The 16,324-nt window shown below is 74.3% G+C and carries 13 protein-coding genes and 1 pseudogene; 13 read left to right on the top strand and 1 reads right to left on the bottom strand.

Annotated features, from left to right (window positions below; all coding sequences use genetic code 11):
• Nucleotides 1-47 precede the first annotated feature (47 nt).
• Nucleotides 48-1,025: pseudogene (locus Sri02f_RS00560) on the top strand (NAD(P)-dependent oxidoreductase); the annotation flags it as partial.
• 64 nt (nucleotides 1,026-1,089) lie between these two features.
• Complete coding sequence (locus tag Sri02f_RS00555; protein WP_245970235.1) at nucleotides 1,090-1,602, top strand: LuxR C-terminal-related transcriptional regulator; 513 nt, start codon at nucleotides 1,090-1,092, stop codon at nucleotides 1,600-1,602.
• A gap of 269 nt (nucleotides 1,603-1,871) precedes the next feature.
• On the opposite strand, the gene Sri02f_RS00550 is transcribed toward Sri02f_RS00555, so the two are convergent.
• Complete coding sequence (locus Sri02f_RS00550) at nucleotides 1,872-3,542, bottom strand: glutamate--tRNA ligase (protein ID WP_108999089.1); 1,671 nt, start codon at nucleotides 3,540-3,542, stop codon at nucleotides 1,872-1,874.
• A 177-nt stretch (nucleotides 3,543-3,719) separates the two neighbouring features.
• Here Sri02f_RS00550 and Sri02f_RS00545 point away from each other — a divergent pair, with 177 nt between their 5' ends.
• The 11 genes from Sri02f_RS00545 to Sri02f_RS00490 all read left to right on the top strand — a co-directional run bounded on the left by Sri02f_RS00545 (nucleotide 3,720) and on the right by Sri02f_RS00490 (nucleotide 16,292).
• Complete coding sequence (locus Sri02f_RS00545; RefSeq protein WP_245970234.1) at nucleotides 3,720-4,961, top strand: MFS transporter; 1,242 nt, start codon at nucleotides 3,720-3,722, stop codon at nucleotides 4,959-4,961.
• Nucleotides 4,945-5,862: a TIGR03619 family F420-dependent LLM class oxidoreductase gene (locus Sri02f_RS00540; protein WP_108999087.1), complete on the top strand. Its 918-nt coding sequence runs from the start codon at nucleotides 4,945-4,947 to the stop codon at nucleotides 5,860-5,862. Before Sri02f_RS00545 ends, Sri02f_RS00540 begins: the two co-directional genes overlap by 17 nt.
• Before the next feature lie 19 nt (nucleotides 5,863-5,881).
• Nucleotides 5,882-6,844: a LysR family transcriptional regulator gene (locus Sri02f_RS00535; RefSeq protein ID WP_108999256.1), complete on the top strand. Its 963-nt coding sequence runs from the start codon at nucleotides 5,882-5,884 to the stop codon at nucleotides 6,842-6,844.
• A 191-nt stretch (nucleotides 6,845-7,035) separates the two neighbouring features.
• Nucleotides 7,036-7,995 (top strand): DMT family transporter, encoded by a 960-nt coding sequence (locus Sri02f_RS00530; protein ID WP_108999086.1) that lies wholly within the window; start codon nucleotides 7,036-7,038, stop codon nucleotides 7,993-7,995.
• 292 nt (nucleotides 7,996-8,287) lie between these two features.
• Nucleotides 8,288-8,827 (top strand): helix-turn-helix transcriptional regulator, encoded by a 540-nt coding sequence (locus tag Sri02f_RS00520; protein ID WP_108999085.1) that lies wholly within the window; start codon nucleotides 8,288-8,290, stop codon nucleotides 8,825-8,827.
• A 141-nt stretch (nucleotides 8,828-8,968) separates the two neighbouring features.
• On the top strand, nucleotides 8,969-9,715 hold the full coding sequence (locus Sri02f_RS00515; RefSeq protein ID WP_108999084.1) for a maleate cis-trans isomerase family protein: 747 nt from the start codon (nucleotides 8,969-8,971) through the stop codon (nucleotides 9,713-9,715).
• Nucleotides 9,712-10,914, top strand: a complete 1,203-nt coding sequence (locus Sri02f_RS00510) for an FAD-dependent oxidoreductase (RefSeq protein WP_108999083.1) — start codon at nucleotides 9,712-9,714, stop codon at nucleotides 10,912-10,914. Before Sri02f_RS00515 ends, Sri02f_RS00510 begins: the two co-directional genes overlap by 4 nt.
• 101 nt (nucleotides 10,915-11,015) lie before the next feature.
• Complete coding sequence (locus tag Sri02f_RS00505; protein ID WP_108999082.1) at nucleotides 11,016-11,825, top strand: aspartate/glutamate racemase family protein; 810 nt, start codon at nucleotides 11,016-11,018, stop codon at nucleotides 11,823-11,825.
• A gap of 5 nt (nucleotides 11,826-11,830) precedes the next feature.
• Nucleotides 11,831-12,850 (top strand): porphobilinogen synthase, encoded by a 1,020-nt coding sequence (gene hemB, locus Sri02f_RS00500; RefSeq protein WP_108999081.1) that lies wholly within the window; start codon nucleotides 11,831-11,833, stop codon nucleotides 12,848-12,850.
• Nucleotides 12,851-12,921: 71 nt separating this feature from the next.
• Complete coding sequence (gene hemA, locus Sri02f_RS00495; protein WP_108999080.1) at nucleotides 12,922-14,244, top strand: glutamyl-tRNA reductase; 1,323 nt, start codon at nucleotides 12,922-12,924, stop codon at nucleotides 14,242-14,244.
• Entirely contained in the window at nucleotides 14,241-16,292 is a 2,052-nt protein-coding gene (locus tag Sri02f_RS00490) for an acetate--CoA ligase family protein (RefSeq protein ID WP_108999079.1), read from the top strand. Before hemA ends, Sri02f_RS00490 begins: the two co-directional genes overlap by 4 nt.
• The last annotated feature ends 32 nt before the right edge of the window (nucleotides 16,293-16,324 follow it).

The following is a 16,324-nucleotide window of genomic DNA, read 5'->3' as shown; positions in this document are numbered from 1 at the left end:
GCCGCGCTCCCGCCCGCCCCGCCCCCACCGAGGAAGGGAAATCTCCCATGAGCAGACCTGTCGTACTCATCGCCGAAGAGCTCTCGCCCGCCACCGTGGACGCGCTCGGCCCGGACTTCGAGATCCGGCACTGCAACGGAGCGGACCGAGCCGAACTGCTCCCGGCCCTCGCCGACGTCGACGCGATCCTGATCCGCTCGGCCACCGAGGTCGACGCCGAGGCGATCGCCGCAGCCGCCAGGCTGAAGGTCGTCGCACGGGCCGGCGTCGGCCTGGACAACGTCGACGTCCGCGCCGCCACCAAGGCCGGCGTGATGGTCGTCAACGCCCCCACCTCGAACATCGTGACCGCCGCCGAGCTTGCCTGCGCCCTGCTGCTCGCCACCGCCCGCCACATCCCGCAGGCCGACGCCGCGCTGAAGAACGGCGAGTGGAAGCGCAGCAGGTACACGGGCGTGGAGCTCGCCGAGAAGACCCTCGGCGTGGTCGGCCTGGGCCGCATCGGCGCGCTCGTCGCGCAGCGCATGTCCGGCTTCGGGATGAAGGTCGTCGCCCACGACCCCTACGTGCAGCCCGCGCGCGCCGCGCAGATGGGCGTGAAGGTCCTCTCGCTGGACGAGCTGCTGGAGGTCTCCGACTTCATCACCGTCCACCTGCCCAAGACGCCCGAGACGGTCGGCCTGATCGGCGACGAGGCGCTGCGCAAGGTCAAGCCGAGCGTGCGCATCGTCAACGCCGCGCGCGGCGGGATCGTCGACGAGGAGGCGCTGTACCGGGCGCTGAAGGAGGGCCGCGTCGCCGGCGCCGGACTCGACGTGTACGCGAAGGAGCCCTGCACGCACTCCCCGCTCTTCGAGTTCGACCAGGTCGTGGCCACCCCGCACCTGGGCGCGTCCACCGACGAGGCGCAGGAGAAGGCCGGCATCGCCGTCGCCCGCTCGGTGCGCCTGGCCCTGACGGGGCAGCCCGTGCCGGACGCGGTCAACCAGGTGAGCGGCCGGCGCCCCGCCCAGGAGACCCCGCCCCGGCCCGTGCCCCGGGCCGCATGAGGAGGCGCAGCCACATGAGACACGTCAGAAGGCGGTGACCGTGCGGTACATCATCAGCCGTGCGTTCCAGGACGATCCCCGGTTGCAGCGGCTGCGGCCGGCTCACCGGACGTACTGGCGCAGGCTCATGCACCAGGGCGTGCTGCTCGGCGGGGGAATCTGGGAGGAAGGCCGCAGGGAGGTGCTCGTGGTCAAGGCGCAGGACCGGGCCGCGGTGCACCAGCTGCTCGGCGCCGACCCCTACACCCAGGAGCGGCTGACGCTGGACGTCACGGTCCAGGGCATGGACGATCTGCTCGGAGCGGAGGAGCGAGCAGAGTGCGCCAGCCCGGCCGCCGACGACACCGAACCGGCCGGGCGGCTCAGCGCCCACGAGCTGAGGGTCGCCCGGATGATGCTGGACGGACTGACCAACCGGCAGATCGCCGAGCACTTCACGGTGTCGCCGCGCGCGGTGGAACAGCACATCACGCGCATCTACCGCAAGCTGTCGATCAGCCGCCGCGCACAGCTGGCGGTCGCCCTGCGCGGCGAGCGGCTGCTCGCGAGCTGAGCGCGCGACACCCCCGACGGCGGCCCGGACACCGGGCCGCCGTCTCCCTCTCGCCTGCGCCCTCGCTCTCACCCTTCCCCGGGCGCCCTCCTCTCCCGCCGCCCGCCGCCCGCCGCCCGCCGTCTGCCGCCTGCCGCGCCGGTACGGGGCCGCCCGCCGTCCGCCGCCCGCCGCGCCGGTACGGGGCCTCTCCCGCCGCCTGCCGTGCCGGCGCCGGCCGCCGCGGCGGCCGGCGCCGTCTCATCCGCGCCATTTCGGCGGACGCCGTCTCAACACCGGCCGGCCGGCGCCCCGGTGGCCAGCGGCCTGAGCCGGCGCAGCACCTCTTCCTCCCCGAGCGACTGGGCCACCTGGAACAGGTCCGGGCTGCGGCGGCTGCCCGTGAGGCACACCCGCACCACGTTGGCCACGTCCCGGATCGAGCCCCGGTAGGCGCCGGGATCGGCCCGGTGGGCGCGCACGTCCGGGGCGAAACCGTGCCGCTCGGCCACCGTGCGCAGCACGGCGAACCAGTCCTGCGCCGGACCCGCGTGCCGGTAGCACGCCGCCAGGTCCGCGGCGAGGGCGGACACCGCCGGACCGGGCAGCCCCCCGAACCGGCCGTCGCCCGGCCGGTCCACCATCTCGTGCAGCTCGGGGAAGCAGAAGCCGTAGGCGGTCGTGAACTCCTGCCAGCACGCGAGGTCCTTGCGGGGCGTGCCGTTGCCGCGCCGGGCCATCTCGAACGCGGCCAGCGCGAGGTCGGGGTGCTTGCGCAGGACGGCGAGCAGCTCGGGCGCGTACCCGGCCGCCCAGTCGCCGAGCTGCGCGAGGGCCTGCGCGGGCTCCAGCGAGGCGATGTACTCGCGGCTCAGGGAGCGCAGCTTGAGCAGGTCCACCATCGGGCCGGCGGCCCCCATCTCCGCCAGCCGCAAAGGCTCGGCGAGCGCCCGGCCGGTCGCCAGCCCGGCGACACGGCTGTTGGCCAGCCCGCGCAGATAGTGGGCGACCGCCGCCGCCGGATACCCGGCCGCCTCGTAGAACCCGGCCGCCGACTCGGGGTCCTTGCGCTTGCTCAGCTTGCGCCGACTGGAGCCGTCCAGCTTCATCAGCGGCGCGATGTGGGCGTACTCCGGCGGGCGGAAACCGAGCGCCCGGTGCAGCTGGTGGTGCAGCGGCAGCGACGAGATCCACTCCTCGCCGCGCACCACGAGGTTCACCCGCATCAGATGGTCGTCCACCACATGGGCCAGGTGGTAGGTGGGCAGCCGGCGGCCCTCGGCGTCCGCGGACTTCAGCACCACCACGTCGTTGCCGTTGTCCAGCATCGTCAGCGCCCCGCGCACCAGGTCGCGAAAGCGCACCCGGCCCGGCAGGCCGGCCGGGCAGCGCAGCCGGACGGTGTACGCCTCCCCGGCCGCGATCCGCTCCCCGGCCTCCCGCACGGACAGCGAACGGCAGCGGGCCCACTTGCCGTAGTAGCCGAGCGGGGAGCGCGAGCGCCGCTGCTGCCCGGCGTTGTCCTCCAGCCGTTCGGGGGAGCAGAAGCACGGGTAGGCCCGCTGCCCGCGCACCAGCTCCCGCACGTACGACAGGTAGATGCCCGCACGGTCGGACTGCCGGTAGGGGCCCCAGCGGCCCCCCTCCTGTTCACCCTCGTCCGGTTCCAGAGCGAAGTAGCGGAAGATCCGGGCGAACTCCTCGGCGGCGCCCGCCACTTCACGGTCCTTGTCGGTGTCCTCGATCCGCACCAGGTACACCCCGCCGGAACGCCGGGCGAGATCCTGGGCCAGCGTCGCCACGTACAGGCCGCCCAGGTGCATCGAGCCGGTGGGACTGGGCGCGAACCGGGTCACCCGGGCGCCGGGCGGCAGCTCCCGCGGCGTGTAGTGCTCTTCCCAGTGAGCGGGCGGGAGCAGGTCGGCGGGGAACCAGGAGTCGATGATGGCACGGTCCTGCATGGCTCATCCCTTCCGTCGCGTCGATTCGGTACGGCGGCCGGCTGGGCCACTGCCCCGTCGGGACATCGACGTTAGGGCGCTGCGGCCGGGCCGCAGCCGTCCGGCGGCCCGGGGGATGTGGGAACCCGAACCCCCGGCCCGTCCGAACGCCCCTTCGCGCCGGTCCCCGGGTCAGGCTTGACCCACCAGGACGCCGACGAGGGAGGAGACACCGTGCTGCGCGTGCTGCTGCTCGGGTTCGGAGCGCTGGCGGTGGGGACCGACGCCTACGTGACGGCGGGACTGCTGCCCGCCATCGGCAGGGACCTGCACGAGCCGGCCTCCGTGACGGGCCAGCTCGTGACCGTCTTCATGCTCTGCTACGCCCTGCTCGCCCCGCTCGTGGGCGCGGCCCTCTCGCGCTGGGGCATCCGGCAGGTCCTCGTCGCGGCGCTCTTCCTGTTCTGCCTGGCCAACGCCGCCTCCGCGCTGGCGCCCTCGCTGGCCGCGCTGGCGGTGGCGCGCGGCCTGGCCGGGGTGGCCGCCGGGGTGTTCATGCCGGTCGCGGCGACCGCGGCCGCCGCGCTCGCCGGCCCCGAGCGGCGCGGCCGGGCGCTGGCGGTGGTGCTCGGCGGGCTGAGCTCGGGCACCGTGCTCGGGGTGCCGGGCGGGCTGTTCCTGGCCCAGCACGCGGGCTGGCGGGCGGCGCTGTGGCTGGTCACCGCGATCGGCGTGGTGTCGCTGGCGGGTTCGGCGCTGCTGCTGCCGGCGGTGTCCGGCGCCGCGATGCCCGGACTGCGCGAGCGCGGCGCCCAGCTGACGGACCGGCGGGTCGCGGTCGCGGTGCTGACGACGTTCCTGCAGACCGTGGCCAGCCTGGGCCTGTACACCTACCTGGCGCCGGTGCTCGACGCCCGCGGTGTCACCGCGCACCAGGCGGCGCTGTGGCTGTGGGGCGCCGGAGGGGTCGCGGGAAGCTTCCTGGCCGGGCCGCTGCTGGACCGCACCGGCCGCTCCGGCGCCCAGGTGGCGGTGCTGCTCGCCGCACTGTCCCTGTGCCTGGCCCCGCTCGGGCTGCTGAGCGGCCCGGCCGTGCTGGTGCCGCTGGTGCTGTGGGGCGCGGCCGGCTGGGCGTTCGTGGTGCCCCAGCAGCACCGGCTGCTGGGCCTGCGGCCCCGCGGCGGCGCGGCCGTTCTCGCGCTGAACAGCTCCGCCACCTATCTCGGCGGCTCGGCCGGCGCCGCACTCGGCGGGGCCGCTCTGTCGGCCGGGATCGCGCCGGGCCGGCTGCCGCCGCTCGCCGCGGCCGTGGCCGCCGCGGCCTGCGGGCTGCACCTCCTCGGCCGCCGGTTCCTGCCCGGCGCGCCCCACCCAGCCCCGGACGCACCTGCGCTCCCGGGGTCCGAGCGAAACGGAGACTCCCATGAAGTTCGGCGCTAACCTGCCCAACTACGGTCCGGCCGCCACGCCGGCAACCATGCTGGACTGGGCCCGGCGGCTGGAGGAGATGGGCTACCACCAGCTGATGGTGTCCGACCACGTGGCGCCCACGCCCGAGGTGGAGCACCTCTTCCCCGCCCCCTTCTACGACCCGTTCACCGTGCTCGCCTGGCTCGCGGGCATCACGAGCCGCGTGCGCATCGGGACGACCGTGACCATCCTGCCCTACCGCCACCCCCTGCTGGTGGCCCGTCAGGTGGCGAACATCGACCAGCTCAGCGGGGGCCGGTTCGTGTTCGGGGCCGCCGCGGGCTGGGCGGCGGGCGAGTTCGCCGCCCTCGGGGTGCCCTACGCCCGCCGGGGGGCCCGCAGCGACGAGTACCTGCAGGTGATCAAGGCGTTCTGGACGCGGGACGTCGTCGCCCACGACGGGGAGTTCGTCAGGTTCGGCCCCGTGCACACCGCTCCCCGCCCGGCGCAGCCCTCGGGACCGCCGGTGTGGATCGGCGGCCACAGCGCGGGCGCCCTGCGCAGGGCCGCCCGCTACGGCGACGCCTGGCACCCCACCTCCGTCACCGCCGACTGGCTGGTGCACCTCGGCCTGCCCGCGCTGCGCGACACCGCCAAGCGGCTGAACCTGCCGGTGCCCGCGCTCGCGCCGCGCATCAAGCTGCGGCTGACCGGCCGGCCGCTGCCCGCCGGGCGGGTCCTCGGCGAGGGCAGCCTGGAGCAGATCCACGACGACCTCGTCCTGCTCGACCGGCTGGGCGCCGACACGGTCGTCCTGGACCCCACCTTCCCCGGCCAGCGCCGTGACGCCGACCGCGACGCCGCCGACCTCGCCGCGTTCGAGCGGCTGGCGAAGGAGGTGATCGACCTGGAACACGAACGGCTGCGCTGACGTTGCGCCAGACATGGGCATGGACAAGGGTGCTGCGACGGCCAAGCCGTACGGCAGCGAACTCGATCTGCGCAAGCTGCGGGTTCTGGTGGAGCTGGACCGGCGGGGCACGGTCAGCGCGGTGGCGGCCGCGCTGCATCTGACTCCGTCGGCCGTCTCCCAGCAACTCGCCGGTCTGGCGAAGGAGTTGGGCGTAGCGCTGACCGAGCCCGTGGGGCGCCGGCTGCGGCTCACGGGCGCGGCGAAGGTGGTGCTGCGCCACGCCGAGGAGATCTTCGGGAGCATCGACCGGCTGCACCGCGCGCTGGCCGAGCACGGCGGGGGAGAGCGCGGCGAGGTGTCGGTGTCGGGGTTCGGCACCACCCTCTCGCCGCTCATCCTGCCGGCCGCCGGCATCCTCAAGCGGCGCCTGCCCGAACTGCGCACGACGCTGGCGGAGGTCGATCCGCCCGTCAGCTTCGAGCTGCTGGAGCTGGGCCGCACGGACGTGGTCATCGCCGTCGAGTCGCCGGCCGCGCCCGCCCTCGACTCCCGCTTCGACAAACGGCCCCTGATGACGGAGGTGTTCGACGTGGCGCTGCCCGAGGAGCATCCGCTGGCACAGGCGCCCTCGCTGACCCTGGGGGAGCTGGCCGACGAGGCGTGGATCTTCGCCACGGTCGGCATGTGCCAGGAGATCCCCCTCGCGGCCTGCGCGGCCGCCGGCTTCACCCCGCAGGCCACCCATGTCATCGGCGACTGGGACGCCACCTTCGCCGCCGTCCGGCAGGGCCTGGGCATCTGCCTGGTGCCCCGGCTGGCCCGCCGGTCCTCCCAGCCCGGCGTCACGGTGCGGCGCTTCGACGACGCGCCCTGGCGCCGGGTGTTCGCCGCGGTGCGCCCCGGCAGCGGGGGAGTGCCCCAGATCGCGGCGGTCCTGGAGGCCCTGAGCGAGGCGGCACGGGCAGCTGAATCGGAGCTGGAACGGTCACCCCAGCCGTGATCTCATAGGAAGAGGGCTCATTCGGCCGAAGTATCGAATGTTTCAGTCTGCCTTCACGTTCATCGGAAAGATTACTTGCTGGACCCCGGGCGGCGGCACGGGCGACGCTCTTGGTGCGGGCCGGCGGACGAGTTCCGTCCCCGTCTCCCCCCCTTGTCGCCCCTGTCTTCCGCTGAATGTGAGGGTCCGCCATGAAATCCGGCGCGCTGCTGCGACTGTCCGGCCTGAGCCTGCTGTGGGGTTCGGTCTTCCTCTGGATCAAGATCTCCGGCTACGGGTTCTCGCCCGTGGAGATGGTCTTCGTGCGGCTCGTCCTGGGGGCCGCCGTCCTGATGGCCATCGGCCTGTCCCGGGGGCAGCGCCCGCCCCGCGACCGCAGGCTCCTGGGACACATGGCCGTGGCCGCGCTGCTCGGCAACGCCGTCCCCTGGCTGCTGTTCGCCCAGGGCGAGGTGACCGGCTCCAGCAACGTCGCCGGCATCATCAGCGGCACCGGCCCGGTCTGGACGCTGGGCGCGGCCGTGCTGCTCGGCTCCGAGAAGCGGCTGGGCGCCGCCCGCATCCTGGGCATGGCCGTCGGTCTGCTCGGCGTGGTCCTGGTGGCCGCTCCCTGGAGCCCCGGCACCCACGCCTCCACCAGCAGCGTCATCTGCTTCGTCCTGGGCGCCGTCAGCTTCGGCAGCAGCTTCGCCTACGTCGGCCGCTTCCTCGCCGGCCGCGGCATCCCCGTCTTCATGCTGGCGGGCGGGCAGCTGACCATCGCCGCCGTGCTCACCCTGGTCGCCGTGCCGTTCATCGGCCTGGAGCCCGTCGAGTGGCGCACCGACTCCGTGATCGCGCTGATCATCCTCGGCGTGGTGTGCACCGGCTTCGCCGTCCTGCTCAACACGGTCATCATCACCAAGGACGGCCCCGCGGCCGCGGCCACCGTCATCTACCTGATGACCGTCGTCTCCGTCGTCCTGGGCGCCGTCTTCCTCGACGAGCCCCTCGGCTGGAGCGTCCTGCTCGGCACCGCCGCCGTGCTCGTCGCGATCGCGCTGCTGCGCCGCAAGCCCGTGGACAAGCCCGCGCAGCAGGCCGCCCCCGCCGGCGCCGCCCCCGCCGGCGCCCCCGCACCGGCGAAGGGCCTGACCGCCGGCGCCCAGTGAGGCCCGCGGACCTCACCGCACGCACCACCCCTGGACGGGACCCGGCGGGCCGGTGACACCACCGGCCCGCCGGGTCCCGTCGGCCGTCACCGCCCCGGGAGCCCGCCCGCCCCCGGCCCCCCGGCCGCTCCGCCCCCCCCGGGCCGCTCCCGCCCCCGCCTCCGGCCCCCCGCCCCGCCCCGGCCGCCACCCCCCCCGGCTCCGCCCCCTCCCTCGTCCACCGCCGCCCGGAACGGGACCGCCACCCGCAACGGGACCGGCGCCCGCGCCGCGCACACGCTGAGGTGACCCCATGCCCTACGTCGTCGAACGCACCTTCCACCCCGCCGAATCCCGCCTGCACCAGGCCTGGCCCGACCACGTCGCGTACCTGCGCTCACTGTCGGGCCGCGGCATCCTCGTCGGCGGCGGCCTCGCCGGCACGGGAAACGGGGACATCCTGGTGATCGCCGTGTCCGACGAGGTCGGCCTGCACCGGATCCTGCGCGGCGACCCCCTCGTCCGGCAGAAACTGATCGCCCGGACCAGGATCCGCTCCTGGAACGTCGAGTACGGCCACAGCGCGCTCACCGGACGCGAGCCCGAGGAGCCCGCAGCCGCTCCCGACGCGGTGCTCACCCCGCACGAGTCGCGCATCGCCCGCATGGTGCTCTCCGGCATGACCAACCAGCGGATCGCCGAGCGGCTGAACGTGTCCTGCCGGGCCGTGGAACAGCACCTCACCCGCATGTACCGGAAACTGTCGATCAGCCGCCGCGCCCAGCTCGCCGCCGCCCTGGGCGCCACCGTCCCCCGCTTCGGAATTCCGCAGCAGGAGCGCCTCACTGCGTGATTCCGTAGTGCCGCGCACCGCCCTCCCCACCTAGCGTTCCAGGCGACGGGAAAGCCCGCGACCGGACGTCCCCGGCACGGCTGAAGCCGTCTCGGGAAAGTCCCGGAAAGCCTCGGAAAAACGCCTCGGAAAAGGGGAAAGATGTCCTTGCAATCTGCGGAACGCCTCGGGGTCGTCGTTCCTTCCGGCAACGCCGCCGCCGAACCGGAGATCGCCGGCCTCGTCCGGCCCGCGATGAACGTGCACACCTCCCGCTTCCCGGTCCTGCCGGGGCGGACCCTGCGCGAGCGGCTGGACGCCTACAACGAGGGCCTCGACGAGGTCGTCGCCGGATTCGGCGGCCTCAAGCTCGGCGCGGTCGTCGTGGCGTGCAGCGGCTCGCACTACCTGCTGGGCCCCGACGGCGACCGGGCCCTGTGCGAGAAGCTCGCGGACGCGGGCGGCCGGCCCGTCGCCTCCTCCACCCTCGCCACCCTGGACACCTGCGCCGACCTCGGCGTCCGCGACATCGTCCTGGTCTCGCCGTACGAGCCCTGGCTGACCGACCTGTCGCGCACCTTCTGGGAGCAGGCCGGCCTCACCGTCTCGCGGGTCGTCCCGATCCGGGCCGGCGACCGCTTCTCCCCCTACGACGTCTCCACCGGCGACCTGGTCCGCCAGGTCGCCGAGGCCGGCCTCGGCGACGACGAGGCCCTGCTGCTCACCGGCACCGGGATGTTCACCTTCGACGCCCTGCGCCAGATCGGCGAGGGCAACGACCGCGTCCTGCTCACCTCCAACATCTGCTCGGCCCGCTGGGCGCTGAAGCAGACGGGCCTGCCGGCCGACCCCGCGGAGGAGACGGGCCTGCTGCGCCGGCTCGCCGCCCGCACAGGCGGAACGGCATGAGCGTGCGCCGCCGCCCGGTGGTCGTCGTCGGCGCCGGACCGGTCGGGCTCACCGCGGCCCTGGTCCTGGCCCGGGCCGGCGTGCCGGTCACCGTCCTGGAATCCTCCCGGGACCTGTCCACCGCCTCGCGCGCCTCCACCTTCCACCCCTCCACCCTGGACCTGCTCGACGAACTGGGCGTCGCGGCCCCCCTGCGCGCCGCGGGCCGGGAGGTGCACGAGATCCAGTGGCGCGACCTGGGGCAGCGGGTCCTGCACCGCATCGGCTACGACGCCCTGAACGGCCGCACCGCCCACCCCTACCGGGTGCACGCCGAGCAGTCACGGCTCACCCCGCTGCTGCTGGCCGCACTCGAGGAGTACCCGCACGCGGAAGTGTGCTTCGCCGCCGCCGTCTTCGACGTGCGGCCCCGCACGGACGCCGTACGGCTGTGGCTCCACGGCCCCACCGGGCTGCGCACACCGCTGGACGCCGACTACGTGGTGGCCGCCGACGGCAGCCGCAGCACGGTCCGCGCCGCCCTCCAACTGCCCTCCCGGGCCACCGAATACCCCTCCTACGCCCTGCGCGTGGTGACGCACACGGCCCTCGACGGGCTGCTGCCCGGCCTCGCGCCCCTGGCCTACGTCCGGGACAGCCGGCAGTCCTTCAGCATCCTGGGCATGCCCGACCACTGGCGGCTCATCTTCCGCATGCCGGCGCACCTGCCGCGCCGCCAGGCCGTGGAGCGGGCGCAGGTGAGCGCCCTGCTGCGCCGGGCCCTGCCCTCCTGCGCCGACGACGTCCAGATCGCCGACGCGCACACCTACCGGCTCGCCTCCTTCGTCCTGCCCGACTACCGGGCGGGCCGGGTGCTGTTCGCCGGGGACGCCGCGCACCTCACCTCCACCGCAGGCGGCATGAACATGAACTGCGGACTGCACGACGCCGTCGCCTGGGGACGGGCGCTGGCCCGGCTGCACCACGGCACGGCCGGCGAACGGATCCTCGCCTCGGTCGCCGCCGAACGGCGCCGGGCGGTGACGGACAAGGTGATCCCGCGCAGCGAGGCCCGCACGGCCGGCCTGGACGACCCGGCCCGTCTGCGCGGCGCCCTGGAGAGCATCGGCCGCATCGCGGCCGACCCGCAGCGCACCGCCGACTACCTGCTCAAGGCCTCGCTACTGGACTGCGCCCCCCGGCCGCAGCTCACCCACTGACCCACCGCCCCACCGACCCGCCCCACCCCCCCTTTTTCACCCCGCCCGCCCCTGTGTCCTGTCTTCCCCTGCCCGATTTCAGCCGAGAGGACGGAAGCGCCATGCGCATCTGGTTCCACAAACACACCGTGGAAGGACGGCTGCCACTGCTCGACCAGTGGTATCGCGAGCATCTGGACGCGATCGCCGCCCCCGGCACCGTCATCGACATCAAGACGCTGCCGGCCGACACCTACCCCGACAACACCCCCTTCGGACTGGTCGGCCACCACGCCGCCCAGGTCCTGTTCAGCGAACACTTCGCGCACGCGGCCCTGAAGGCCGAACGCGCCGGCTACGACGCCTGGATCACGGCGGCGGGCCAGGACCCCGGCCTGCGCGACGCCCGCCACCTGGCAGCCCTGCCGACGCTGGGCTACGGCGAGACGGCGTTCTTCCTGTCGGCCCTGACCGGGCACCGCTTCGGCCTGCTCGGCTTCATGCCGCCGCTCGAGGAGCCCATCCGGGCCAACGTCTCCCGGTACGGCCTGGAGCGGTCCATGGCCGCCTACGAGGTCGTACCGGGCGGCTGGGACGGCGTCCACCGCGCCCTCGACGGCGACGGCGACCAGTTCCTCACCGCCTACACCGAGGCCGCCGCCCGCGCCCGCAAGGCCGGCGCCGAGATCATCATCCCCGCCGAGGGCATCCCCAACGAGATCTTCTGGAACCTCGGCGTCCGCGAACTGCACGGCATGCCCGTGGTCGACCCGGCCGGCCTCGCCGTGAAGTTCGCCGAACTCACCGTGACCCTGCGCGACCTGCGCATCTTCTCCCGTTCCGACGCCGGCTACTGGTTCCACCGCCCGCCCGCCGAGATCTCCCAGCACCTCGAGAAGGTCTTCCTCGGCTCGATCCTCCAAGGAGCGTGATCCGCATGACCATCCACTCGACCATCGGCCCCGCCCCCGTCAGCACCCCCGCAGGCGCCCCGCTGCACCGCCCCCGCCGGCTGCGCCGCACCCCGCACCTGCGCCGCCTCACCGCCGAGACCCAGGTCCACGCGAGCAACCTGATCCAGCCCCTGTTCCTGCGCGAGGGCCTGACCGCGCCCCGGGAGATCCCCTCCATGCCGGGCGTCTTCCAGCACACCCGCGACACCCTGCGCAAGGCGGCCGTCGAGGCCGTCAGCGCCGGCGTGGGCGGAGTGATGCTGTTCGGCATCCCGCAGGACAAGGACGAGCGGGGCAGCGGCGCGGTCGACCCCGACGGCATCCTCCAGGTCGCGCTGCGCGACGTGGCGGCCGAGGTCGGCGACGCCACCGTCGTCATCGGCGACATCAACCTCGACGAGTACACCACCCACGGCCACACCGGCGTCCTGGGCCCCGACGGAGACGTCGACAACGACGCCAGCGTCGAGCTGTACGGTCAGGCGGCCGTCGTGCAGGCCGAAGCCGGCGCCCACATCGTCGCCCCCAGCGGCATGATGGACGGCCAGGTCGGACACATCCGCGCGGCCCTCGACGCGGCCGGCCACCACAACGTCGCCATCCTCGGCTACTCGGCCAAGTACGCCTCCCACTTCTACGGCCCCTTCCGCGACGCCGTCGAGTCCTCCCTCCAGGGCAACCGCCGCACCTACCAGCAAAACCCCGGCAACATCCGCGAGTCCCTGCGCGAGGTCGCCCTCGACATGGCCGAGGGCGCCGACATGGTGATGGTCAAGCCCGCCCTGGCCTACCTCGACATCGTCCGGCTCATCGCCGACCACGTCGACGTGCCCGTCTCCGCCTACCAGGTCTCCGGCGAGTACTCGATGATCGAAGCCGCCGCCGCCCGGGGCTGGCTGGAGCGCGACGGCTCCATCGTGGAGAGCCTCACCTCGATCCACCGGGCCGGCGCCTCCCAGATCATCACGTACTGGGCCACCGAGTTCGCGCCCCGCCTGGGCTGACCCGCCCCCTGCCACGCCCGGCCCCCCGGGCCGGGCGCCCGCCCCACGTCATCCATCGAGGTGTAAGGAACGTGCGACGAACAACACCGGACGACAACCGGTTCCTCGCGGTGGGCATCAGTCACGCCACCGCCCCCCTTGACCTGCTCGAACAGCTCTACGAGAGCCCCAAGCCGCTCGACGACCTGGCCCAGCGCCTCGCCGACGCCGACGGCCTGTCCGCCTCGCTGATCCTGTCCACCTGCAACCGGCTCGAGGTCTACGCCGAAGCCGCCCCCGACACCGACCCGGTGCCCCTCCTCGACGCGCTCATCGCCGACCACACCGGCGTCGACGCCCGGGAACTGGCCCCCTACCAGTACGTGCGCCACGACGACGACGCCCTGCGCCACCTCTTCCAGGTCGCCTGCGGCCTCGACTCGGTCGTGCTCGGCGAGGACCAGATCCTCGGCCAGGTCAAGGAGGCCCTCGAGCGCGCCCAGCGCGTCGGCGCCACCAGCAAGACCCTCAACCAGGCCGTCCAGGCCGCGCTGCGCACCGGCAAGCGGGCCCGCAACGAGACCGGACTGAACGAGGCCGGCCGCTCCCTGGCCACCGCGGGCCTGGCGTTCTTCGAGCGCCTGGTCGGATCGCTCGACGGGAAGACCGCCCTGGTCATCGGCGCCGGCTCGTTCGGCGGGGTCGTCCTGGCCGCGCTGCGCCGCTGCGGCCTGAGCCGGGTGCACATGGCCAACCGCACCCCGGAGAAGGCCCAGCGCCTCGCCGAGACCGCCGACGGCCGCGGCTACCCGCTGCAGGACATACCCCGCCTGCTGACCGAGGTCGACGTGGTCGTCAGCTGCACGGCCGCCACCGAACCCCTGCTGCATGCCCGCCAGGTCGCCGACGCCATGGCCCCGCGCGGCGGACGCGACCTGTACCTGCTCGACCTCTCCCTGCCGCGCAACATCGAACCCGAAGCCGGCCAGGTCCCCGGAGCCACCCTCGTCGACCTCCAGCGCATCGCAGAGGAAGGCGGCGACGACGAACTGTCCGTGGCCAGCGTCGAGAGCGCGCACCGCATCGTCGACACCGAGGTCGAGGCCCTGAAGGCCGCCCGCCGCGCCGCCCGGGCCACCCCCGCCCTCTCCGCGCTGCGCGCCACCGCCGCCGCCGCCACCGAAGCCGAACTCGCCCGGCTCGGCAAGCGGCTGGAAGCCATGGACGGCGAAACCCTCCAGGAGGTCTCCCGCACCGTCCGGCGCATCGTCGACAAGGTGCTCCACCAGCCCACCGTCCGCGCCCGCGAACTGGCCGGACGCTCCGACGGCGACGTCTACGTCGACGCCCTGCACGTCCTGTTCGCCCCGCACCCCGCACCCGCACCCGCGTCCGCCCAGGAGGTCATGGCATGAGCGCGATCTCAGCCCTGTGGAACGCCGACTCGATCGCCGTCGTCGGCGCCACGGAACGCCCCGGAGCGCTGGGCCGCAAGCCGATGGACTTCCTGCTGCGCCACGGCTACAAGGGCCGCATCCTGCCGATCAACCCGAAAGGCGGGAGCATCCTCGGCGTCCCCGCGTACGCCTCGCTCAAGGAGGCGCCCGGCCCGATAGACCTGGCGCTGATCATGGTGGGCGCGGACCGCGTCGCCGGCGCCGTCGACGACTGCGTCGAGGCCGGCGTACCGCTCGCCATCATCGCCTCCTCCGGCTTCGCGGAAACCGGGGCCGACGGGGCCGCCCTCCAGGACGAGATCGTCGCCCGGGCCCGCGCGGGCGGACTGCGCCTGATCGGACCCAACTGCATCGGCGCCGTCAGCTTCAACAACCGCGTCCTGGCCACCTTCAGCCCCCTGTTCGGCGCCGAGAGCGTCCCCTTCGAACCCGGCACCCTCGGGTTCGTCAGCCAGAGCGGCGCCCTGGGCTTCGGCGCGGCGAGCCTGGCCCTGCAGCGCGGACTGCGCCCCGGCTGGGTGGTGAGCACCGGCAACGACGCCGACGTCACCGCGCTGGAGGTGCTGCGCGAGCTGGCCCAGGAGCCCGAGTGCCGGGGACTGCTCGGCTACCTGGAGGACGTGCCCGACCTGGACGCCCTGCGCGCCCTGAGCGCGTCCGGCAAACCGGTGGCACTGCTGAAGTCCGGGCGCACCGAAGCCGGCGGCCGGGCCGCGGCCTCCCACACCGGCGCCCTCGCCACCGACGACCGCGTGCTCGACGCGGCGCTGCGCCAGCTGGGCATCGCCCGGGTCGACGACATCGACCACCTCCTCGACGCCGCCGCCGCCTTCGAGGTCCCGCTGCGGCCCAAGGGCCCGCGCGTCGCCGTGGTCACCACCTCCGGCGGCTCCGGCATCCTGGCCGCCGACGCCATCGAGGACTCCGGCCTCCAGCTGAGCCGACTGTCACCGCAGAGCATCGCCGCGCTCACCGAGATCGTGCCGCCGTTCGGCGCGGTGGACAACCCCGTCGACATCACCGCGACCGTGCTCAGCGACCCCACCCTGTTCGACCGGTCGCTGGACGTGCTGCTCGCGGACGACTCGGTCGACATCATCATCGCCTGCTTCTGCGTCATGGCCGGACCCGACGTGCAGAAGGCGGTCACCGCCCTGTCCAAGGCGGCCCGCAAGGGCGGCAAGCCGATCCTGGTGGCCCGCACCGGCGCCGACTTCCTCGCCCCGGACGCCCCCGCCATGCTCCGCGACGCCCAGCTGCCCGACTACCCGACGCCGGCCCGCGCGCTGAAGGCCGCCGCCGCACTGTGGCAGGTCAGCCGGCCCCGCCCGGACACCCACCGCGACCCGCTCACGCCGCCGCTCCCCGCGCCCGCGCCGCAGGCCACCGAGCCGCAGCTCAAGCAGCTGCTCGCCACCGCCAAGATCACCGTGCCGAAGGGCCGCACCGCCCGCGACGCCGACGACGCTGCCGCGCTGGTGCGGGAGCTGGGCGGCCGCGCCGTGCTGAAGGCCGTCGTGCCCGGGCTGCTGCACAAGTCGGAGGCGGGCGGCGTCCGGGTCGGCGTCACCGAAGCGCAGGCGCCGGCCGCCTTCGCCGACCTGGCCGCGCTCGGCGGCGAGGTGCTCGTCGAGGAACTGGCCCCGGACGGCGTCGAGGCACTGGTGGGCGTCCGCACCAGCGCGCTGGGAACCGTCCTGACCGTGGGACTCGGCGGCATCTTCACCGAAGTCCTCGACGACGTCGCGCACCGCGTGCTGCCGCTCGCCGACGGCGAGGCCGAGCGCATGATCGGCGAACTGCGCGGCGCCGCCCTGCTGCGCGGGGCGCGCGGCACGGCCGCACTCGACACCGCGGCACTGGCCGGCCTGCTGTACCGGCTGTCCGACGCGGTCCGCGACTGGCCGGGCGAGTTCGAACTGGACCTCAACCCGGTGCGGGTGCTGCCGCACGGCGCGATCGTCCTGGACTGCGCGTTCAGCGCCGCCCCCGCCCCGGCCCGCTGACGGCCGCCCCTCCCGGCCGCCCCCGCCGGGCG

The sequence above is a fragment of the Streptomyces rishiriensis genome (assembly GCF_003112535.1).
Classification (GTDB): Bacteria; Actinomycetota; Actinomycetes; order Streptomycetales; family Streptomycetaceae; genus Streptomyces; species Streptomyces rishiriensis.
Note: the sequence above shows the minus strand (reverse complement) of the source record. Positions and strands in the feature narration are given on the sequence as shown.